General features: G+C 66.4%; 18 protein-coding genes. 9 read left to right on the top strand and 9 right to left on the bottom strand.

What is annotated here, in order from left to right; all coding sequences use genetic code 11:
• Positions 1-56: 56 nt before the first annotated feature.
• Positions 57-944: an EamA family transporter RarD gene (gene rarD, locus VUG52_RS02120; RefSeq protein ID WP_050703474.1), complete on the top strand. Its 888-nt coding sequence runs from the start codon at positions 57-59 to the stop codon at positions 942-944.
• A gap of 333 nt (positions 945-1,277) precedes the next feature.
• On the opposite strand, the gene VUG52_RS02115 is transcribed toward rarD, so the two are convergent.
• A complete protein-coding gene (locus VUG52_RS02115; RefSeq protein ID WP_050703473.1) occupies positions 1,278-1,796 on the bottom strand; it encodes a glycine cleavage system protein R in 519 nt (172 codons plus the stop codon).
• A 460-nt stretch (positions 1,797-2,256) separates the two neighbouring features.
• Here VUG52_RS02115 and VUG52_RS02110 point away from each other — a divergent pair, with 460 nt between their 5' ends.
• Positions 2,257-4,434, top strand: a complete 2,178-nt coding sequence (locus tag VUG52_RS02110) for a malate synthase G (protein ID WP_050703472.1) — start codon at positions 2,257-2,259, stop codon at positions 4,432-4,434.
• An 84-nt stretch (positions 4,435-4,518) separates the two neighbouring features.
• Here VUG52_RS02110 and VUG52_RS02105 read toward each other — a convergent pair whose 3' ends face one another.
• A complete protein-coding gene (locus VUG52_RS02105) occupies positions 4,519-4,968 on the bottom strand; it encodes a response regulator (protein WP_050703471.1) in 450 nt (149 codons plus the stop codon).
• Positions 4,969-5,193: 225 nt separating this feature from the next.
• Here VUG52_RS02105 and VUG52_RS02100 point away from each other — a divergent pair, with 225 nt between their 5' ends.
• The 7 genes from VUG52_RS02100 (at position 5,194) to VUG52_RS02070 (ending at position 13,569) form a co-directional block, all read left to right on the top strand.
• Entirely contained in the window at positions 5,194-7,131 is a 1,938-nt protein-coding gene (locus VUG52_RS02100; RefSeq protein ID WP_050703470.1) for a putative nucleotidyltransferase substrate binding domain-containing protein, read from the top strand.
• Positions 7,128-7,838: a 3'-5' exonuclease gene (locus tag VUG52_RS02095; RefSeq protein WP_050703469.1), complete on the top strand. Its 711-nt coding sequence runs from the start codon at positions 7,128-7,130 to the stop codon at positions 7,836-7,838. Before VUG52_RS02100 ends, VUG52_RS02095 begins: the two co-directional genes overlap by 4 nt.
• 255 nt (positions 7,839-8,093) lie before the next feature.
• A complete protein-coding gene (locus tag VUG52_RS02090; RefSeq protein WP_050703468.1) occupies positions 8,094-8,612 on the top strand; it encodes an RNA polymerase sigma factor in 519 nt (172 codons plus the stop codon).
• Positions 8,609-9,553 (top strand): FecR domain-containing protein, encoded by a 945-nt coding sequence (locus VUG52_RS02085; protein ID WP_050703467.1) that lies wholly within the window; start codon positions 8,609-8,611, stop codon positions 9,551-9,553. The genes VUG52_RS02090 and VUG52_RS02085 overlap by 4 nt, the downstream gene beginning before the upstream one ends.
• Before the next feature lie 211 nt (positions 9,554-9,764).
• A complete protein-coding gene (locus VUG52_RS02080) occupies positions 9,765-12,197 on the top strand; it encodes a TonB-dependent siderophore receptor (protein WP_050703466.1) in 2,433 nt (810 codons plus the stop codon).
• An 86-nt stretch (positions 12,198-12,283) separates the two neighbouring features.
• Positions 12,284-13,396: a PepSY-associated TM helix domain-containing protein gene (locus tag VUG52_RS02075; protein ID WP_262950006.1), complete on the top strand. Its 1,113-nt coding sequence runs from the start codon at positions 12,284-12,286 to the stop codon at positions 13,394-13,396.
• Positions 13,393-13,569, top strand: coding sequence for a hypothetical protein (locus tag VUG52_RS02070; RefSeq protein ID WP_262950007.1), 177 nt, complete (start codon positions 13,393-13,395; stop codon positions 13,567-13,569). Before VUG52_RS02075 ends, VUG52_RS02070 begins: the two co-directional genes overlap by 4 nt.
• Positions 13,570-13,772: 203 nt before the next feature.
• Here VUG52_RS02070 and VUG52_RS02065 read toward each other — a convergent pair whose 3' ends face one another.
• Genes VUG52_RS02065 through waaF form a run of 7 tightly spaced genes read right to left on the bottom strand, consistent with a single transcriptional unit; the run spans position 13,773 to position 20,733 of the window.
• Positions 13,773-15,215 carry a lipopolysaccharide kinase InaA family protein gene (locus VUG52_RS02065; RefSeq protein WP_331832381.1) on the bottom strand — a complete coding sequence of 481 codons (1,443 nt, stop codon included), beginning with the start codon at positions 15,213-15,215 and terminating at the stop codon, positions 13,773-13,775.
• Positions 15,215-15,967, bottom strand: coding sequence for a lipopolysaccharide kinase InaA family protein (locus VUG52_RS02060; RefSeq protein WP_050703463.1), 753 nt, complete (start codon positions 15,965-15,967; stop codon positions 15,215-15,217). Before VUG52_RS02060 ends, VUG52_RS02065 begins: the two co-directional genes overlap by 1 nt.
• On the bottom strand, positions 15,964-16,698 hold the full coding sequence (locus VUG52_RS02055) for a lipopolysaccharide kinase InaA family protein (protein WP_050703462.1): 735 nt from the start codon (positions 16,696-16,698) through the stop codon (positions 15,964-15,966). The genes VUG52_RS02060 and VUG52_RS02055 overlap by 4 nt, the downstream gene beginning before the upstream one ends.
• Positions 16,698-17,504 carry a lipopolysaccharide core heptose(I) kinase RfaP gene (gene rfaP, locus VUG52_RS02050; protein ID WP_050703461.1) on the bottom strand — a complete coding sequence of 269 codons (807 nt, stop codon included), beginning with the start codon at positions 17,502-17,504 and terminating at the stop codon, positions 16,698-16,700. The genes VUG52_RS02055 and rfaP overlap by 1 nt, the downstream gene beginning before the upstream one ends.
• Entirely contained in the window at positions 17,501-18,625 is a 1,125-nt protein-coding gene (locus tag VUG52_RS02045; RefSeq protein ID WP_050703460.1) for a glycosyltransferase family 4 protein, read from the bottom strand. The genes rfaP and VUG52_RS02045 overlap by 4 nt, the downstream gene beginning before the upstream one ends.
• Positions 18,625-19,683 (bottom strand): lipopolysaccharide heptosyltransferase I, encoded by a 1,059-nt coding sequence (waaC, locus tag VUG52_RS02040; protein ID WP_028689090.1) that lies wholly within the window; start codon positions 19,681-19,683, stop codon positions 18,625-18,627. Before waaC ends, VUG52_RS02045 begins: the two co-directional genes overlap by 1 nt.
• Entirely contained in the window at positions 19,684-20,733 is a 1,050-nt protein-coding gene (gene waaF, locus VUG52_RS02035) for a lipopolysaccharide heptosyltransferase II (RefSeq protein WP_050703459.1), read from the bottom strand.
• Positions 20,734-20,853: the final 120 nt, after the last annotated feature.

The following is a 20,853-nucleotide window of genomic DNA, read 5'->3' as shown; positions in this document are numbered from 1 at the left end:
CGCGCTCTGTCTACAATAGGCGTCGCTTTATTTAGCTACCTAAGCAAGGATTCTGCATGCACGCCGCCAACCCGCGCCGCGGGTACCTCCTGGGCCTCGGCGCCTACATCATCTGGGGCCTGTTCCCCCTGTACTTCAAAGCGATCCAGAGCGTTCCGGCGGTGGAGATCATCGTCCACCGCGTGCTCTGGTCGGCCCTGTTCGGCTCGCTCCTGCTGCTGGTGTGGAAACACCCCGGCTGGTGGCGCGAACTGCGCGACAACCCGCGGCGCCTGGCGATCCTCGCGCTCAGCGGCGCGCTGATCGCCGGCAACTGGCTGACCTACGTATGGGCGGTGAACAATGGGCGCATGCTCGAGGCCAGCCTGGGCTACTACATCAACCCGCTGATCAACGTGCTGCTGGGCATGCTGCTGCTCGGCGAACGCCTGCGCCGCCTGCAATGGCTGGCGGTGGCCCTCGCGGCCCTGGGCGTAGCGCAGCAGGTGTGGCAGGTCGGCAGCCTGCCCTGGGTGTCGCTGGCGTTGGCGCTGTCGTTCGGCTTCTATGGCTTGATACGCAAACAGGCACCGGTGGCGGCGCTGCCGGGGCTGGTGGTCGAGACCTGGATGCTGGTGCCCATTGCCATCGGCTGGTTGCTGCTGCACCCGACGGCCAGCAGCGCCAGCCCTGAGTTCTTCAGCAGCAGCGAAGCGCTGTGGCTGATCGCCGCCGGCCCGGTGACCCTGGTGCCGCTGGTGTGCTTCAACGCCGCTGCCCGCCACCTGCCCTATACCACGCTGGGCTTCCTGCAATACCTGGCACCGACCCTGGTGCTGCTGCAGGCAGTGTTGCTGTTCGACGAACACCTGTCGTCGAGCACCTTGATGGCGTTCGCCTTTATCTGGGCAGGGCTGGCTGTCTACAGCGTCGATGCCTGGCTGAGTTTGCGCAAGCGCGCCTGATCAAAAAATGATCATATTGCTGCAGACCACGGGGGACGTGGGCTGCAGCAAGCGCTCCAAAGGTTATCCACACCCTCGTCCACGGCGTTTGTGCACAAGCTACTGAATAGTGGACGTTTTTTGCTCAAATCTCGCCAGGCCTCGTGATTGTTGGGCTGGCGGGGAGCGCCCCCAGGTTATCCACAGGGTCTCCCCCGATAAATAGGGATAACCACCGAGGGGCGCTGCGCACCCCGTTCGCGGCACAAGGCCGCTCCTACAGTTGATCGCGTTCCCTTGTAGGAGCGGCCTTGTGCCGCGAAAGGGCTGCAAAGCAGCCCCGGCGTTCCTAAATCACTCCTCCGGCCGCAACCGCAACTCCACCATCAGATCATCCGCCAGGCTCTCCAGCCGCGCCTGCAGATCGTCCAACGACAAGGTCAACGGCAATGCCAGCAACGCATCGGCATGGAACAGCGGCTCGCTGCTCATCGGCGCCGGCCGCACCTCGGTGCTCAGGCGCTCGACGTTCACCCCTTGCTCGGCCAGCAAGCGGGTGATATCACGGACGATACCCGGCCGGTCGTTGCCCACCAGTTCCATGGCGATCGGCTTCCAGGTGCAGGACGGCTCGATCCCGCTTTCGGCAATGAGTACACGGATACCGTGGTCACCCAGTTTCTGCAGCGACTCGACCAGTTCGGCGTAGTTCTCCGCTGGCACCGCCACCCGCAGGATCCCGGCGAACTGCCCGGCCATGCGCGACATGCGGCTTTCCAGCCAGTTGCCATTGTGATCGGCGATGCACTGGGCGATACGCTCGACCTGCCCGGCCTTGTCCGGGGCGATCACGGTGAGTACGAGATGGTCCACGGGCCACTCCTTCATTCGTCTGCGAAGGCCGCCCCAGGCGACCGAAATACGGGGATCGAATCAGTATAGGCAAGGCGCGGCAACCTGCCGCAGGACAGTCACGGCAATCAATCGTGTACTGTTTCAAGATTTATCTGGAACAATCCACCTGTTTTTTGCGAACATGTCGTCTCCCAGCGTGACCCCATGCGACCAATCGGTCGCAGAGCGACGCTTTTAGTCTGATGTTCACCTGCCTGCTGCTTCATGTAGTATGCGTCGACGCGGACTACAAAACGTCGTTTCGATGTCTGCCAAGGCGCCTGTGAAAATACGCCAACCGCCCGCCGGCCCGTCTGGCGAGCCGCACCCAGCCGCCCCCGGAGCACGCGGGCATGCACTGGTGCCGTGTTTAGAGAAGCGCTACAGGCTTAATACAGAAGAGCGAAAGCGAAATAGCTGAGCAGAGGTGAGGCAAGCAATGACTGGATACGTTCAAGTCGGTGGCCTTCAGGTCGCCAAGGTCCTGTTCGACTTCGTCAACAACGAAGCCATTCCGGGGACCGGCATCAACGCCGAGCAGTTCTGGGCCGGTGCCGAGAAGATCATCAACGACCTCGCTCCCAAGAACAAAGCCCTGCTCGCCAAGCGCGACGAGCTCCAAGCGAAGATCGACGCCTGGCACCAGGCACGCAAGGGCCAGCCCCACGACGCCGCGGCGTACAAGGCGTTCCTCGGGGAAATCGGCTACCTGCTGCCGCAGGCCGAGGACTTCCAGGCCACCACCCAGAACGTCGATGAAGAAATCGCCGTCATGGCCGGCCCGCAGCTGGTGGTGCCGGTGATGAACGCCCGCTTCGCCCTGAACGCCGCCAACGCTCGCTGGGGTTCGCTGTATGACGCCCTCTACGGCACCGATGTCATCAGCGATGAGGGCGGCGCCGAGAAAGGCCAGGGTTACAACAAGCTGCGCGGCGACAAGGTCATCGCCTTCGCCCGCGCCTTCCTCGACGAAGCCGCGCCACTGGCCGCCGGCTCCCACGTCGACTCCACCGGCTACCGCATCGAAGGCGGCAAGCTCGTTGTCGCCCTCAAGGGCGGCAGCAACAGCGGCCTGCGCGACGACGCCCAGCTGATCGGCTTCCATGGCGACGCCAAGGCGCCGACCGCCGTGCTGCTCAAGCACAACGGCCTGCACTTCGAGATCCAGGTCGACGCCAGCACCCCGGTCGGCAGCACCGACGCCGCCGGCGTGAAGGACATCCTGATGGAATCGGCGCTGACCACCATCATGGACTGCGAGGACTCGGTCGCCGCTGTCGACGCCGACGACAAGGTGATCGTCTACCGCAACTGGCTGGGCCTGATGAAAGGCGACCTGGCCGAGAGCGTCAGCAAGGGCGGCAAGACCTTCACCCGCACCATGAACCCGGACCGCGAGTACGCCGCCCCCAACGGTGGCAGCGTCACCCTGCACGGTCGCTCGCTGCTGTTCGTGCGCAACGTCGGTCACCTGATGACCAACCCGGCGATCCTCGACGCCCAGGGCAACGAGATCCCCGAGGGCATCCAGGACGGCCTGTTCACCAACCTGATCGCCCTGCACAACCTCAACGGCAACACCAGCCGCAAGAACACCCGCAGCGGCAGCGTGTACATCGTCAAGCCGAAGATGCACGGCCCGGAGGAAGTGGCCTTCGCCGCCGAGATCTTCAGCCGCGTCGAAGACCTGCTGGGCATGCAGCGCAACACCGTCAAGGTCGGCATCATGGACGAGGAGCGCCGCACCACGGTCAACCTCAAGTCCTGCATCAAGGCGGCCGCCGAGCGCGTGGTGTTCATCAACACCGGCTTCCTCGACCGCACCGGTGACGAGATCCACACCTCCATGGAAGCCGGCGCCGTGGTGCGCAAGGGCGCCATGAAGAACGAGAAATGGATCGGCGCCTACGAGAACAACAACGTCGACGTCGGCCTGGCCACCGGCCTGCAGGGCCGCGCGCAGATCGGCAAGGGCATGTGGGCCATGCCCGACCTGATGGCTGCCATGCTCGAGCAGAAGATCGCCCACCCACTGGCCGGCGCCAACACCGCCTGGGTACCGTCACCGACCGCCGCCACCCTGCATGCCCTGCACTACCACAAGGTCGATGTGCAGGCGCGCCAGCGCGAGCTGGCTTCGCGCACCCCGGCCTCGGTCGATGACATCCTGACCATCCCGCTGGCCGCCGACACCAACTGGTCGGCCGACGAGATCCGCAACGAGCTGGACAACAATGCCCAGGGCATTCTCGGCTACGTGGTGCGTTGGATCGACCAGGGCGTGGGTTGCTCGAAAGTGCCGGACATCAACGATGTCGGTCTGATGGAAGACCGCGCCACCCTGCGCATCTCGGCCCAGTTGCTGGCCAACTGGTTGCGCCATGGCGTGGTCACCCAGGAGCAGGTGCTGGAAAGCCTCAAGCGCATGGCCGCGGTGGTCGACAAGCAGAACGCCGGTGACGCCCTGTACCGCCCGATGGCGCCGAACTTCGATGACAACATCGCGTTCCAGGCCGCCGTGGAGCTGGTAGTCGAAGGCGCCAAGCAGCCGAACGGCTACACCGAGCCGGTGCTGCACCGTCGTCGTCGCGAGTTCAAGGCCCGCAACGGGCTGTAAGCCGCCAGCAACGCATCGCGGGGCAAGCCCGCTCCCACGCCAGATGCCAACCGGCGTGGGAGCGGGCTTGCCCCGCGATCGTTTTCAGCCCTGATCCATTCTCAACTCACGTCGCACCAGCTCCAGAAGCTTCCCCAGGTCCACCGGCTTGAGCAGGAAATCCACAACCCCCAGGTGCATCACGTCCACCGCCTCTTTCACATCGGTGTCGCCCGACACCACGATGATCGACAGCGCCGCCCGCTCCGACTCACGAACCTGGCGGATCAGTTCCAGGCCATCCTTGGGCTCCATGCGCAGGTCGGTGATCATCAGGGCGATACGCGGCTCATAGTGCAGCTTCAACATCGCCTCCTGCGCACCGTCGGCCGTCATGCAGGCGATGCCCCGGCTCTTCAGGTACAGGCTTAGCGCTTCGCTGTTCACCGGGTTGTCGTCCACCACCAGTACCACGGGTTTGGGCGCGACGGGTGCACTCACCACGGCCAACGCCTCTCGCTCGGCGTCGCTCAGGATGTCGTCATGCTCTGCCATGGTCGTCTCGTCAAAAAAACCCCGTTATTCAAGTTCAGACCGCAAAGCCCCCGCATGCAAACTGCCTTTCGTCGGCTATTTGACACCCGGGACAAGCAGCGAAACGCTCGTCTCGCCTTATAGACTTACGTCCAATGGGCACCGCAGAGCCGTCGTCCGACCATGGAGCCCTAGAACAACAAGGTCTGCGCTACATATGCAGACATACTTATCGCGGTCGGTTCCATGAGCAAAAAGGACGCCTACAGCCAGGCGGGCAGAACAGCAGTGCTGCAAAACATCCAGGGCACCCTGCAATTCCTGCAGCGTTTCCCGCCATTCAACCAGATGGAACACAACCACCTGGCCTACCTGGTGGAGCAGTGCCAGCTGCGTTTCTACGCGGCCGGCGAAAGCATCATCAAGCCTGCCGACGGCCCGGTCGAGCACTTCTACATCGTCAAGCAGGGCCGCGTGGTCGGCGAGCGCCACCATGTCACCAAGCCGGGCACCGAGACCACCTTCGAGATCGCCAGCGGCGAATGCTTCCCGCTGGCCGCGTTACTCGGCGAGCGGGCCACCCGCACCGAGCACCTGGCCGGCGAGGACACCTTCTGCCTGCAACTGGACAAGGCCGCGTTCATTCGCGTGTTCTCCATGTCCGAGGTGTTCCGCGACTTCGCCCTGCGCGGGGTCAGCAGCCTGCTCGACCAGGTCAACCAGCAGGTGCGCCAGCGCGCCGTGGAAACCCTGGGCACCCAGTACTCGCTGAACACCCCGCTGGGCGAACTGGCGCTGCGCCATCCGGTGGTGTGCGCGCCGGACACGCCGCTGCGCGAGGCGGTGGGGCTGATGCACGAGCAGCAGGTCGGCAGCATCATCATCGTCGATGGCCAACGCCATCCCCTCGGCATCTTCACCCTGCGCGACCTGCGCCAGGTGGTGGCCGACGCCAGTGCCGAGCTGACCGCGCCGATCGAACGCTACATGACCGCCCGGCCGTTCCACCTCAGCCCCCAGGCTAGCGCCTTCGATGCCGCCATGGCCATGACCGAGCGGCACATCGCCCACGTCTGCCTGGTGGACAACCAGCGCCTGTGCGGGGTGATCTCCGAACGCGACCTGTTCTCCCTGCAGCGCGTCGACCTGGTGCACCTGGCCCGCACCATCCGCCATGCGCCACGCCTGGACAGCCTGGTGTCACTGCGCGGCGAGATCGGCCAGCTGGTCGAGCGCATGCTCGCCCACGGCGCGTCCTCGACCCAGATCACCCAGATCATCACCCTGCTCAACGACCATACCGTGTGCCGGGTGATCGAGCTGGCCATCGCCGAACGCGGCGACCCGGGCGTGCCATTCAGCTGGCTGTGCTTCGGCAGCGAAGGCCGCCGCGAGCAGACGCTGCACACCGACCAGGACAACGGCATCCTCTTCGAGGCCCGCGACGCCGTCGAGGCCGAGGCCATCCGCGCCCGGCTGCTGCCGCTGGCCCAACAGGTCAACCACAACCTGGCCCAGTGCGGCTTCACCCTGTGCAAGGGCAATGTGATGGCCGGCAACCCCGAGCTGTGCCTGTCGCGCAGCGAATGGGCACGACGCTTCGCCGGCTTCGTGCGCGAGGCGAGCCCAGAGAACCTGCTGGGTTCGAGCATCTACTTCGACCTGCGCGTGGTCTGGGGCGACGAGCAAGGCTGCGAACAGCTGCGCCAGGGACTGCTGGAGCAGGTCGCCGACAACCGCATCTTCCAGCGCATGCTGGCCGACAACGCGCTGCGCCAACGGCCACCGGTCGGGCGCCTGCGCGAGTTCGTGCTGACCCGCCAGGGGGACGACAAGGCCGCCACCCTCGACCTCAAGGTGCAGGGCCTGACTCCGTTCGTCGATGGCGCCAGGCTGCTGGCCCTGGCCCACGGCATCAGCGCCTGCAACACCCTGGAGCGCCTGCGCCAGCTGATCGCCAAGGGCATCATCGACCCGCTCGACGGCGCCGCCTATGAAGAGGCCTACCACTTCATCCAGCAGACCCGCATGCAGCAGCACCAGCGCCAGACCCGCGAGAACCAGCCCTACTCCAACCGGCTCGACCCGGACAGCCTCAACCACCTGGACCGGCGCATCCTGCGCGAGTCCCTGCGTCAGGCCCAGCGCCTGCAAAGCAGCCTGGCCCTGCGGTACCAGCTATGAACCTGTTCGCCTGGTGGCGCCCCGCCGCCCCCGAACTCGACGCCCCGCTGCGTCGGCGCCTGGCCATGCTGCCAGGGCCGGCGCCGCTGGGCGTGTGCTCGTTGCGTGAACAGCGCTGGGTGGTGCTGGACCTGGAAACCAGCGGCCTGAACCTCAACCGCGACCAGGTGCTGTCGATCGGCGCAGTGGCCATCGAGGACGGCGCCATCGCCCTGGGTCGCCCGTTCGAACGCACCCTGCACCGGCCCTCGCAGAAGACCAATGCCAGCGTGCTGATCCACGGCCTGGGCCCCAGCGCCCTGGCCGCAGGCTGCGACCCGGCCGAGGCGCTGCTCGACCTGATGGACTTCATTGGCGACAGCCCGGTACTGGCGTTCCACGCCCCGTTCGACCAGCGCATGCTGGCCCGGGCGGTGAAGGACAGCCTGGGCCTGCGCCTGCAGCATCCGTTCCTCGATGTGGCGGAACTGGCGCCGATGCTCAACCCCGACACCGTGTTGCGCGAAGCCGGCCTGGATGACTGGATCGCCCGCTTCGGCCTCGAAGTCCAGGCTCGCCACCATGCCAGCGCCGATGCCCAGGTGACCGCGGAGCTGGCGCTGATCCTGTTCAGCCAGGCCCGGCGCCAGCAACTGGACAGCCCGTTGCAGCTGGAGCAGCGGGTGCGCCAGTGGCGACGGCGTAAAGTCCAGAGTCACGGCCTCTGACCCATACATCGCCCCTGTAGGAGCGGCCTCGTGCCGCGAATGGGCTGCGCAGCAGCCCCTCTCCCGGTGAGCGCTTAGACCGCCGGGGCCGCTTTGCGACCCTTTCGCGGCACAAGGCCGCTCCTACAGTGGCAGGTGCGAGCCAGATCATCATGCTGGCAATCCGATAAGCGTCAATTGCGCCACCACCCCCGCCTCTGCCACAATCGCGAATAATTATCGTTAGTTAACGCATTCTTCCCCGGGGATCGCTTCTTGACGCCTGCGCACAGTCCACATGCCGAGCTGGTCGGAGCGCTGTATCGCGACCATCGCACCTGGCTGCTGGCCTGGTTGCAGCGCAGCACCGCCTGCCGTCAGCGCGCCGAGGACCTGAGCCAGGACACCTTCGTGCGCCTGCTCGGTCGCGAGCGCCTGGACGCCCCCCGCGAACCCCGCGCGTTCCTGGTCGCCGTGGCCAAGGGCCTGTTGTTCGACCACTTCCGCCGCGCCGCCCTCGAGCAGGCCTACCTCGCGGAACTGGCCCTGCTGCCCGAGGCCGAACACCCGTCGCCCGAGCAGCAGCACCTGATCCTCGAGGACCTCAAGGCCATCGACCGGCTGCTGGGCAAGCTGTCGAGCAAGGCCCGTACGGCCTTCCTGTACAACCGCCTGGACGGCCTGGGCCACGCCGAAATCGCCGAGCGCCTCGGAGTGTCGGTGTCGCGCGTGCGCCAATACCTCGCCCAGGGCCTGCGCCAGTGCTATGTCGCCCTTTACGGAGAGCCGACATGAACCACGCCCCGGTCTCCAGCCAGGTACTGGAGGCGGCCATTGCCTGGAAGCTGTGCCTGGACGAAGGTAGCGGTACCCCGGACGAACGCAACGAATTCATGCGCTGGCACGCCGCCCACGAGGAGCACGCCCGCGCCTGGCTGCAACTGGGCATGCTCGACCAGCGCGTCGGCGCCGCCGCCGGCCCGGTACGCCACACCCTGCTGCAGTCACGGGCCGGGCTGCGCCAGCGCCTTGGCGGCCTGGCCGGCATGCTGCTGCTCGGCGGGCTGCTCGCCTGGGCCGCAGCGCCGACCCTGTCACCAACCTACTGGCTGGCCGACCAGCGCACCGGCACCGGCGAGCTGCGCACCCTGCGCCTTGAGGACGGCACCTTGCTGAGCCTGAACAGCCAGAGCGCGGTGGATATCGACTTCCGCGGCGAGCAGCGGCTGATCGTGCTGCATCGTGGCGAGATCTCGGTGGAGACCGGCCACAAGGACAGCCGTCCGCTGCTGGTGCGCACCGAGGATGGCCGCCTGCGCCCGCTGGGCACGCGCTTCCTGGTCAAGCGTGAGGAGGCCGGCACGCGCCTGGAGGTGCTGCAGGCCTCGGTGGCCGCCAAGCCGCAGAACAGTGGCGACGAACAGGTGCTGCGCGAAGGCCAGCAGGTGCTGATGAGCGCCGACGGCCTGGGCCGGGTCGGCTCCGTGGCGGTCGGCAGCGATGCCTGGACCCGCGGCATGCTGGTGGTGGACAACGTGCGCCTGGCCGACCTGGTGGCAGCGCTCGGACAGTACCGCAGCGGCCACCTGGGTGTCAGCGACGAAGTCGCCGACCTGCGCGTGAGCGGCAGCTTCCCGCTGACCGACACCGACCTGGCCCTGGCCTCGCTGCAGCCGGCGCTGCCGGTGAAGATCGAGCGGCATACGCCGTGGTGGGTCACCGTTACCGCCAGATAAGCGTCGCGTGCCGCCCTTCGCGGGTAAACCCGCTCCCACAGGTTTGGTGCATTCCCTGTGGGAGCGGGTTTACCCGCGAAGAAGCCAAGGCGATTCAGCCCTGAGCGCCGCTCGTGCCAACCCTGTCAGATTTTTTTCAAAAGACCCTGTCACTTTCCCAATCTCGCTCGGCAAGGAAGCAGTCAGCACTATTTCGTCGAGGAGCCGCTGCATGTCCCGTGCCGTTGATGCTTTGCTTCGCCCCAGCCTGATGGCCCTGGCCATCGGCCTGGCCGCCCCGTTGGTCAGCACCACCCTGTTCGCCGCCGAACAGGCCGCCCCGCGTGCCTACGACCTGCCCAGCGCGCCGCTGGCCAGCACCCTGAACCAGATCGCCAGCCAGGCCGGGATCGCCCTGGCGCTGGATCCGGCACTGGTCAGCGGGCGCAACTCGGCGCCGGTCAGTGGCCAGTACGATGCGGTCGGCGCCCTGCAGGCCGCCCTGCGCGGTACCGGCCTGCAGCTGCAGCAGAGCAGCGCCGGCAGCTACAGCCTGGTGGCGGTGAGCGAAGGCACCCTGGCGCTGCCGGAAACCAACATCAATGCCAACAGCAGCTACGAAAGTGCCTGGGGCCCGGTGGAAGGCTACACCGCCAAGCGCACCGCCGCCGGCACCAAGACCGACACCGCGCTGGTCGAGGTCCCTCGCTCCATTTCCGTCGCCACCCGCCAGCAGATGAGCGACCGCGGCGTGCAAAGCCTGGACGACGCGGTGAAGTACATGCCGGGCATCGTCTCGGCCAGTTTCGGCAGCGACACCCGCTATGACTGGATGCGCGTGCGCGGCTTCGAGCCGACCCAGTTCCTCGACGGCCTGCCCCTGCCCCGCGGCGTGTATGCCAACCCGAAAGCCGAAACCTGGAACCTCGACCGCCTTGCGCTGCTGCGTGGCCCAGCCTCGTCGGTATATGGCCAAACCCCGCCCGGCGGTCTGCTGGACATGGTCAGCCGCCGCCCCCAGGCCGAGAGCAGCCACGAGATCCAACTGCAGTACGGCAGCGACAACCACCGCCAGATCAATTTCGCCAGCACCGGCAAGCTCGATGAGCAGGGCCAGTTCCTCTATGGCGTCAGCGGCGTGGTGCGCGACAGCGGCACGCAGATCGACCATATCGATAACAAGCGCTACAACATCGCCCCGAGCCTGACCTGGAACATCGACGAAGACACCTCGCTGACCTTCCTCAGCCAGTTCACCCGCGACGACACCGGTGCCACCAGCCAGTTCTACCCGATCCAAGGCACCAAGATCGACATGCCGTTCGGCAAGGTCTCCCGCCACAAGAACCTGGGTGACCCGGATTACGACTACTACGACCGCACCTATTACGCGCTGGGCTATGCCTTCGAACATCGTTTCAACGATGTCTGGCAGTTCCGCCAGAACGTGCGCTACACCAAGTCGGAGCTTTCGTTCCAGACCATTACGGTAAGCAGCTACAACAAAGACTTCCCCCCGGTCACCGATGACGGCATTGCCAACCGCATGTCCACCAACACCGAGGAAAACATCGGCCAGTTCGCGGTCGACAACAACTTCCAGGCCGACTTCGCCACCGGTGCCGTCAGCCATACCGTGTTGATTGGCCTGGATCACCAGCGCACCAATCACGACTACCTGGCGATCTATGGTTTCGACGTGCCGCCGATCGACGTCAACAACCCGGCCCATGGTCTGCCGATCACCCGCCCCCCTCGCTCATCGGCCTATTACGATTACAACCAGAAGACGGTGCAGACCGGCCTCTATATCCAGGACCAGATGGCACTCGACAACTGGCGCCTGACCCTGGGCGGGCGACAGGACTGGGTCCACACCGGCACCAAGTTCTTCAACAAGGGTGATGCCACCAACACCCAGCGCGACAGCAAGTTCAGTGGCAACGCGGCGATCAGCTACGTCTTCGACTCCGGCCTGGTGCCCTACCTGTCCTATGCAGAATCCTTCCAGCCGGCCAGCAGCGCGGACGCGGACCCGGAAAAGACGTTCAAGCCGACCGAAGGCGAGCAATGGGAGCTGGGCATCAAGTACCAGCCACCGGGCTCCAACACCCTGCTCTCTGCCGCGGTGTACGACCTGACCCAGAAGAACGTCCAGGTCACCAACAACATCGGTGGCACGCCGGTCACCAGCCAGACCGGTGAAGTGAAAGTCCATGGCCTGGAGCTTGAGGCTGTCTCCGACGTCACCGACAACCTGAAGGTGATCGCCGCCTATACCCTGGCCAAGTCCGAAGTCCAGAAAGGGCCGTACAAAGGCAACCGCCTGCAACAGATGCCCAACCAGCAGGCCTCCCTGTGGACCGACTACACCTGGCATACCGGTGTGCTTGACGGCTTCGGCATTGGCCTGGGCGCACGCTACACCGGCAACCGCTACGGTGACGAAGCCAACACCTGGCTCGGCAAGAGCAAGGCCTACACGGTGTTCGACGCCGCCGTGCACTACGACCTGGGCCGCCTGGACAACAGCCTCAAGGGCGCATCGGTGGCGATCAACGCCAGCAATCTGCTGAACAAGGACTACCTGTCCACCTGCGACGGCTACTACTGCTACTACGGCGACCAGCGCAGCGTCGTCGCCAGCGCCACCTACAAGTGGTAAACACCCATCGCGGGGCAAGCCCGCTCCCACGCCGAGACAGAACGGCGTGGGAGCGGGCTTGCCCCGCGATGGCGTAAGGAGCCGTGATGAAAAGCCAAACCATCCGCCGCTGGTCAGCGATCCACACCTGGAGCAGCCTCGTCTGTACGCTGTTCCTGCTGCTGCTCGCCCTCACCGGCCTGCCGCTGATCTTCCACCACGAGCTGGAGCACCTGCTCGGCGATGCGCCAGAGCTGCGCGAGATGCCCGCCGACACCCCGCACCTGGATCTGCAGCAGCTGGTGCTCAAGGCCGAACAGCACCGCCCCGGCGAGGTGATGCAGTACTTCGGCTATGAAGAAGACGAGCCCAACGGCGTGGTGGCGATCATGGCCGCCACCGCCGGCACCCACCCCGACGATTCGCACACCTTCATGCTCGACGCCCGCACCGGCGAGGCCGTGGCCATGCCGGCGGCCAACGGCGGTTTCATGATGCTGATGCTGCGCCTGCACGTGGACATGTTCGCCGGGTTGCCCGGAAAGCTGCTGTTGGCGTTCATGGGGGTGCTGTTCATTGTCGCCATCGTCTCCGGCACCGTGCTCTACGCGCCGTTCATGCGTCGCCTGAGCTTCGCCACGGTCCGCCACGACAAGTCGCGGCGCCTGCGCTGGCTGGACCTGCACAACCTGATCGGCGTGGTCACCCTGACCTGGGCCCTGGTGGTCGGCGTCACCGGGGTGATCAGCGCCCTGTCCGACCTGGTGATCGCCGCCTGGCGCAACGACAGCCTGGCGGCGATGGTCGCGCCCTACCGTGACGCCCCGCCGCTCACCGAGCGCGCCCCGGCCACGCAGTTGCTGAAGATCGCCGAACAGGCCGCGCCCGGCATGCGCCCGGACTTCATCGCCTTCCCCGGCACGCGTTTCTCCAGCGAGCACCACTACGCGGTGTTCATGAATGGCGCCACGAACCTGACCTCGCACTTGTTCACACCGATCCTGATCGACGCGCGCACCCTGGAGGTGACGGCCGTGGGTGAACGCCCTTGGTACATGGACGCCATGGGCCTGTCGCAGCCCCTGCACTTCGGCGACTACGGTGGCCGGCCGATGCAGATCCTCTGGGCCGTGCTCGATGTGCTGACCATCATCGTGCTGGGCAGCGGCCTGTACCTGTGGTGGGGCAAGCAACGCAAACCACGGGAGGCGAAGGCATGAGCCACAAGTCGCAAAGCACCCGCAGGATCTTCGCCTGGCCGGCGCTGATCGCCGTGCTCAGTGCGGCCGGGTTGTTTGCCGCACTGCTCGGGGATGGGATGTGGGATGTGCTGGCCTGGGTGGGGCTGGGCCTTTCAGCCGGGCTGGGCCTGAGTGGGTTCTGGCGGCGGTAAGCCGCCCTCATGGAAAATAACGTAACTAGCAGATTTAACTAGACCAGCGTGGGAGAGGGCTTGCCCCGCGATGAATCGTATGGCACCGGCTTCGCCGGTGATCGCGGGACAAGCCCGCTCCCACGCAGGTGATGATCAGATCTCTTTTCCCTGCGCGTCAGCGCAGCCCGAAAGGTTGGGCTACCGCGCAGTCAGTTGATCATTCAATCAGCCAACCGCGGCAACACCTGGTCCAGCCGCTGGTGCAGCGCGCTGTCCCTCGGCCAGTTGCGCAGCAGCCGCGCGCGGTCCCGGGCGAAGGCCGGGGCGAAGCTGAGCTGGGTGGCATGCTGGCACATGGCATCGAGGTCGATCAGCGACCATTGGCCGTCCTGCCAGAACAGGTTGTGGCCCTTGAAGTCGCCATGGCTGATGCGCTCGCGGATCAGCTGCTGCATCACCCGCGCCAGGGCCTCGACCTGCTCGTCGGGCGCCTCGCCGCTCTCCACGAAGGGCGCGAAGCATTCGATCAGGTCCGGCCCGTCGGCGTACTCGGTCACCAGGTAGGCCGTGCTGCGCAGTCCCATCACCCGCTGCTCCAGCACCGCCAGGGGCCGAGGCGTGGCGATGTCGAGAAACGCCAGGCGGTGGCCCTCGATCCACGAATGCCAGGCCCGGCTCGGGCGCCAGAAGCGCTTGAACCAGTGGGCGGTGTTCTTGATGTTGTAGCGCTTGAGCACCAACTTGCGCCCGGCCACCTCGATACGCGCCACGCTGGCCGCGCCACCGGTCTTGTACAGGTGCCCCTGGTCGATCAGCGCATCGGCCTGCTCCAGCACCGGGCGCATCGCTTCGACCTCGTTGCGGCGGATGGCCCGCAGCCCGGACAGGTTGCGCTCGACGCTGAACAGCGTGCATTCGCGACCGGCCTTGTCCAGATAGTCCTTCAGGCGCCAGGCGCGCACCTTGTCCACCTGCTTGTGCAGCGCTTCCAGCGGCAGCGCGTGCTCGGCGTTGGCCAGCACATAGTGCACCAGCGCCTCCTCGATGAACGGCTCCAGGCGCTTGGGCAACTGGGCGAAGAACACCCCGAGGTTTTCCAGCACGCGCTGACGCGACAGCTGCTGGCCGGGGGTCTCGGCCTTGATGCCGGCACCGTCGATCAGGTACAGCCGGCCGTCCTGGCGCAGCAGGTTGTCCAGGTGCAGGTCTTCCTGCCACAGGCCCTTGGCGTGCATCTGCGCCACGGCGGTGAGGGCTTCGCCCAGCACCAGGTGCTGCTCGTCGGCCAGCATCGGCAGCGGCTCCACCCGGGCCCAGGCCTCGCCCAGGCTTTCGGCATGGTCGAGGTATTCGAACAATACCCAGCCGCCCTCGCCTTCCTTGAGGCCATCGGCCAGCAGACGCGGGGTGGTCAGGCCTTGCTCGGCCATCAGCAGGGCGCCATCGCGCTCGCGCTGGAAGTGCCGGGCGGCATTGCCGCCGACCAGCAGCTTGGCCAGCACCTTGGTGCCACGCCAGATACCCGCGCCGACATAACGCTGGCCCGGCAGCACTCGCAACAGGCTGAGCAGCTGCAGGTCGGCGCTGCCCGCGGCGTCGGCGAGGGTGACGGTCAGCGGCAGGCTCGGGCTGCGCCCGGCCTCCTTCAATTCGGACAGGCGCATCAGCGGGCCTCTTTGTGGCGACGGCGTTGGGTCAGGCGTTGCAGCCAAGTGGATACCAGGGCGCTGTCCGCCGGCTGCTCCAGGTAGGCCGCCAGCAGCACGCGCACGTCCGCTTCGTCCCAGGCCCGGGCGCGGCGCAGCAGCGGCTCCAGGTCCTTGACCCGGTCACGCATGCCGAACAGCAGCGGACGGGTCTTTTCCAGGTCGATCAGCTGGGCCTGCCAGCCCTCGCGCCGCTCGCGCAGGAAGATGTGCTTGGGGTAGAAGCAGCCGTGCATCTGCCCGGCGCCGTGCAGGGTGCGGGCCAGCCGCCCACAGGCCTGGAGGATCGCCTGGCGCTGCGCTGCATCCATCTGCGGCCAGCGGCCGAGCAGTTGTTCGAGGTCGGTCCACTCGTCCAGCGCCCGGGTCATGAGAATCGCCCGGTGCTCGCCACCCTGCTTGCGCTCGCCATAGAACACCGCCTGCAGGGCGGGGATGTCGAGCTTCTGGTAGCGGCTGATGTTGCGAAACTCGCGGGCGAAGGTCGGCTCGCCGAAGGGCCGCTGCAGGCTGCGGGTGAAGTAGTCGCTCTGGCGCTTGAGGTAGAACCCCTTGCCCTCGAGCTCCAGGCGGAACACGCTGCTCCAGCCGCCACGGCCGGTGTTGGGTTCGTCCACGGCGTCCAGCTGCAGGGCCCACAGCGCGTCGAAGTCGCTCAGCCCGTGCCGTTGCAGCAGCGCCTGGTCGGCACTGGCCAGGTAATCGGTCATTCCCTTCCCTCGAAAAAGCTCAGCACCTGGCGAATGCGCTTCTTGTCACGGGCGTTCAGACGCGCGTGTCCGCGGTATTGCAGGTAGAAGCGCAGGCGCTGGGTCGCCGACAGGTGGTACTTGGCCACCTTGTCCAGGCACGCCAGGTCCTTGATCAGCCTGTGGCGCAGCATGAAACCACGCCAGAAGTCGCCGGTCGGGCAATCGATGAAGAATAGCGTGCCCTGGTCGTCGACCAGCAGGTTGCGCCACTTAAGGTCGTTGTGGGCGAAGTGGTGATCGTGCATCACCCGGGTGTGGCGTGCCAGCTGGCGGCTGACGTGATCGACCCAGGCGGCGTCGCGCAGGCGCGGATCATTGCGTTCGGCCAGCGCCGAGAGGTCTTCGGTGCGCGGCAGCTCGCGGGTAATCATCGCCCCGCGGCCAAAGGCCAGGCCCTGCCGCTCGAGCCCCCAGGCGACCACATCGGCGGTGGGGATGCCCCACTTGGCGAACTGCTTGAGGTTCTGCCACTCGGCCTTGACCCGCGGCCGGCCCAGGTAGCGGCGCATGTGCTTGCCGGCGCCGGTGTAGCGCTTGACGTAGTAGTTGACGCCATCGCGCTCGATGCGGATGACCTCGCTCAGCGGGTCGCGGGTCAGGCGCTCGCCCTGAATGGCGAACACCGCGTCGATACTGCCGAAATCGGCCGCCAGGTGCGCATACTCGGGCGCCAGGTTCCAGCTCGCCATCAGAGTGCGTCCCCGTAACGTTGCTTGCGGTCGTAGAGTTTCTGCGCCTTGCGCTCCAGCCAGGCGAGCAGTGCGGCTTCGTCCTTGAGCACCTGGCGCAACGGACGCTGGAAGTAGCCGCGCAGGAAGCGCAGCTTGTCGCGGCGGGTCAGGCCGATGTCCAGCGCCGAGAAGTACAGGGCGGCCAGGTCCTTGTCACGCCAGCGACGGGTGATCTTCGCCCGGGTCTGGGCGCGGTGCAGGTCGATCACCGACAGTTTGAAGTCTTCCGGCGTCACCGGGCGGTCGGTGTGCAGCAGGAAGTGGCAGATATAGCAGTCGCGGTGGTTGACTCCGGCGCGATGCATGCCACCGGTCATCTTCGCCACTTCGGCGATCAGCGCGCGCTTCAGGCGCGGCGCTGGCGGCTGCTTCACCCAGTCGATGCTGAAGTCTTCCAGGCTGACAGTGGGCGCCAGTTCCTCGGTGACGATGAACGAGTGCTGGGTGGCCGGGTTGCTGCCACGCTCGCCGTAGGCCACTGCGGTCATGGTCGGCACACCGGCTTCATGCAGGCGCTGGATGGCCCGCCATTCCTGGCCGGCGCCGAGCACTGGCAGTTTGGCGCTGAACAGGTTCTTGAAGATCTCGCCCCAGCCGATGCCGCGGTGGATCTTGACGAAGAAGCCCGCGCCATCGACCTCGGTGCGCAGGGTGCGGCGGCCTTCCAGCTCGCGGTACACCTCGCCCTGCAGGGCCTCGACGGCCTCGAAGGGGTCGCGCCCGGCCCACAGGCGCTTGAACGGTTCGGCCAGTATCAGCTTCATGCGGTCTCCTGACCGAGGATCACGTCGGCGGCATGCTGCGGCATGCTGTACAGGTCGGCGGTCTCGGCGAAGGCCACACCGTTGTCCGACCAGGCCGCACGGGCCCCGGCGTCTTCGAGCATGCGTTGCAGGTAACGGTTCAACTGCTCCTGCTCGAACGGCTCGTCCAGCACCAGGCCGCTGTCGGCCTCGGCGATGTAGTGGGCATAGCCGCAGACCTTGGACACCAGCACCGGCAGGCCGGCGACCAGCGCTTCAAGCAGCACGGTGCCGGTGTTCTCGTTGTAGGCCGGGTGGATCAGCAGGTCGGCACCGAGCAGGAAACGCGGAATGTCGCTGCGGCCCTTGAGGAACTGCACCTGCTCGCCCAGGCCGAGCGCCGTGCTCTGCACCTGGAACAGCTTGGGGTCGTCCTGGCCGATGACCATCAGCCTGGTACGCTTGCGCAGGGCCGACGGCAACGCCGCCAGGGCCTTGAGGCTGCGGTCCACGCCCTTGGTCTTGAAGCCCGAGCCGATCTGCACCAGCAGCAGTTCGTCGTCGGCCACGCCGAACTCCTGACGGAAATCGGCGCGGATGGCCGCGGCGTCGGCCGGGCGGCGGCGGTCCTGGGAAATGCCCGGCGGCAGCAGGTGGAAGCGCGCCTCGGGGGTACCGTAGTGCTTGATGAACAGCGGCTGCTGCACCTCGGAGATCATCAGGATCTCGGTGCGCGCGTCCCTGGCGAACACCGCCCGCTCGTATTCGGCGAAATGGCGGTAGCGACCCCAGCGGCGGTACAGGCCGCCGCGCAGGGTCTGGGCCTTGTCCTCGAAACAGCCGTCGGCGGCGTAGTAGACGTCCAGGCCGGGCATCTTGTTGAAGCCGATCAGGCGATCGACCGGGCGCTTGGCCAGGTCGGCTTCCATCCAGGCGCTGAGCTTCTCGTTGCGGCGGTGGTTGAACAGCGCCTTGACCGGCGCCACCAGCACCTCGAAGCCCGGTGGAATATCACCTTCCCAGATCAGCGTGTACACGCGGATCTGATGGCCCCGTTTCTGGCACTCGAGGGCGATGCGCATGAAATCGCGCTGCAGCCCGCCAAAGGGGAAATACTTGTAGAGCACAAAAGCCAGTTGCATCAACGAACATCCTCAGCCAGCAGCAGCGCGCTCAAGCGGCCCGCCACATGCTCGGGATTCAGGCGAGTGAAGCACAGCGGCCACTCGCGTTTGAGATCGAACCGACGCAGGTCCTCGGCGCTCGGTTTGTAGGTGCACTTCTTCTGCAGGCACGGGGCGCAGGGGAAGTCGCTCGCCTGGTGGATCTGGGCGCGTCCGTAGGCGCCAGTCAGACCAGGGTTGGTCGGGCCGAACAGCGAGATGGTCGGCACATCCAGGGCAGCGGCCAGGTGACCGAGGCCGGTGTCCACCGCCACGCAGGCCTTGGCCGCCGCCAGCACGCGGGCAACGCCGGCCAGGTTCAACTTGGGGAGCACCTGGCAGTTGTTCAAGCCTTGGGCAATGCGCTCGGCGCGGGCCTTTTCCGCCGGGTTGCCCCACGGCAGCATCACCTGCAGCTTGCGCCGGCCCATGCGCTCGGCCAGCTCGCGCCAGTAGGCCTCCGGCCAGTGCTTGGTGGCCCAGGTGGTGCCGTGCAGGAACACCACGTAGGGTGCGGCCGGCGGCAGTTGCAGGCGGTTGAGGTCCAGGCCATAGTCGCCCAGCCCTTCCGGCAGGTCGTAGGCCAGGGCCAGGGCGAACAGCTGGCGCACGCGCTCCACGGCGTGCTGGCCGACAGCGACCGACAGACGCCGGTCGTAGAAGCGGCTGGCCCAGCCCTCGCGGGCCGAGTAACGGTCCAGGCCGGCCACCGGCGCTTTCACGTAGCGCGTCAGCCAGGCCGACTTGACCAGGCCCTGGGCGTCGATCACCAGGTCGTACTTGTGTTCGCGCAGGCGTTGCTTGAACGCCTTCCACTCGCCGCTCTTGAGCGTCTGCCAGAGATTCTTGCGCCAGCGGCGGATCGCCACCGGGATCACCCGGTCAACTGCCGGATGCCAGCTGGGAATCTCGGCGAAGCCTTCTTCCACCACCCAGTCGAAACGGATGCCGGGGATGGCGTGGGCGGCGTCGGTAAGCGCCGGCAGGGTGTGGATGACATCGCCCAGCGACGAGGTCTTGATGATCAGTACCCGCACTCAGTCGACCTCGACCACGGTATCGATCAGGTTCGGCCCGCCCAGGCCCTGCAGCGCGGCGATGACCTTGGCCGGCTCCAGCAGGCGCAGGCAGTTGTAGTGGCCGAAGCGGCAGGTGCGCTCGAAGCACGGGCTGCACTCGATACCGGTGCGCACCACCTCCACCTGGTCGGCCAGCGGCGGGGTGAAGCCCGGCGAGGTCGAGCCGTACACCGCCACCAGGGGGCGGTTGAGGGCGGCGGCCACATGCATAAGGCCGGAGTCGTTGGACACCACCGCATCGGCGCAGGACATCAGGTCGATGGCCTCGGCCAGTGAGGTTTCACCCGCCAGGTTGCAGGATTCCTCGCGCAGCCCCGGGATCAGCCGGTCGCGAATCTGCTCGCCCACCGGGTGGTCGTTCTTCGAGCCGAACAGCCACACCTGCCAGCCCTGGCGGATCATCGCGTCGGCCACCTCGGCGTAATGCTCGGCCGGCCAGCGCTTGGCCTCGCCGAACTCGGCGCCCGGACACAGCGCCAGCACCGGACGGTCCAGCGCCAGGCCGAACTTGGCCAGGGCGGCTTCGCGGCTGGCGGCTTCGATCTGCAGGCTCGGACGCGGGTAAGGCTTGGGCAGCTCGGCATCCGCTGCGTAGGCCAGGGCCATGAAGCGCTCGATCATCAGCGGATAGCGGGCCTTGTCCAGCTTGCGCACGTCGTTGAGCAGCAGGTAGCGCATCTCGCCGCGCCAGCCGGTGCGTTTGGGGATACCGGCGAAATACGGCACCAGCGCCGACTTGAGCGAGTTGGGCAGCAGGATCGCCTGGTCGTACTGACCGGCCAGCGACTTGCCGATGCGCCGGCGCGTGGCCAGCTCCAGCGCGCCGTGGCCGAGCGGGAAGCTCAAGGCCTGGCGCACCTCGGGCATGCGCTCGAGGATCGGCCGGCTCCACTCGGGGGCCAGGACGTCGATCACGCAGTCGGGGTGCTGCTGTTTGAGGCACTGGAACAGGGTCTGCGCCATCACCATGTCGCCGACCCAGCTGGGGCCAATGATCAGTATTCTCATGCTTTATCCAGAAACATTCGGGGAGGCTGCAGGCTGCGCTACAACCTGGCCTCCCCTCTTTATATTCAGGCTATGTGGCGGACAGTGTACCACCGGTGGCACTCGCTCGTGATCGAGGCC

The organism is Pseudomonas sp. LH21, from assembly GCF_036549575.1.
Taxonomy (GTDB): Bacteria; Pseudomonadota; Gammaproteobacteria; order Pseudomonadales; family Pseudomonadaceae; genus Aquipseudomonas; species Aquipseudomonas peradeniyensis.
The sequence above is the reverse complement of the archived record's forward strand: the minus strand, read 5'-3'. Positions and strand labels throughout refer to the sequence as shown.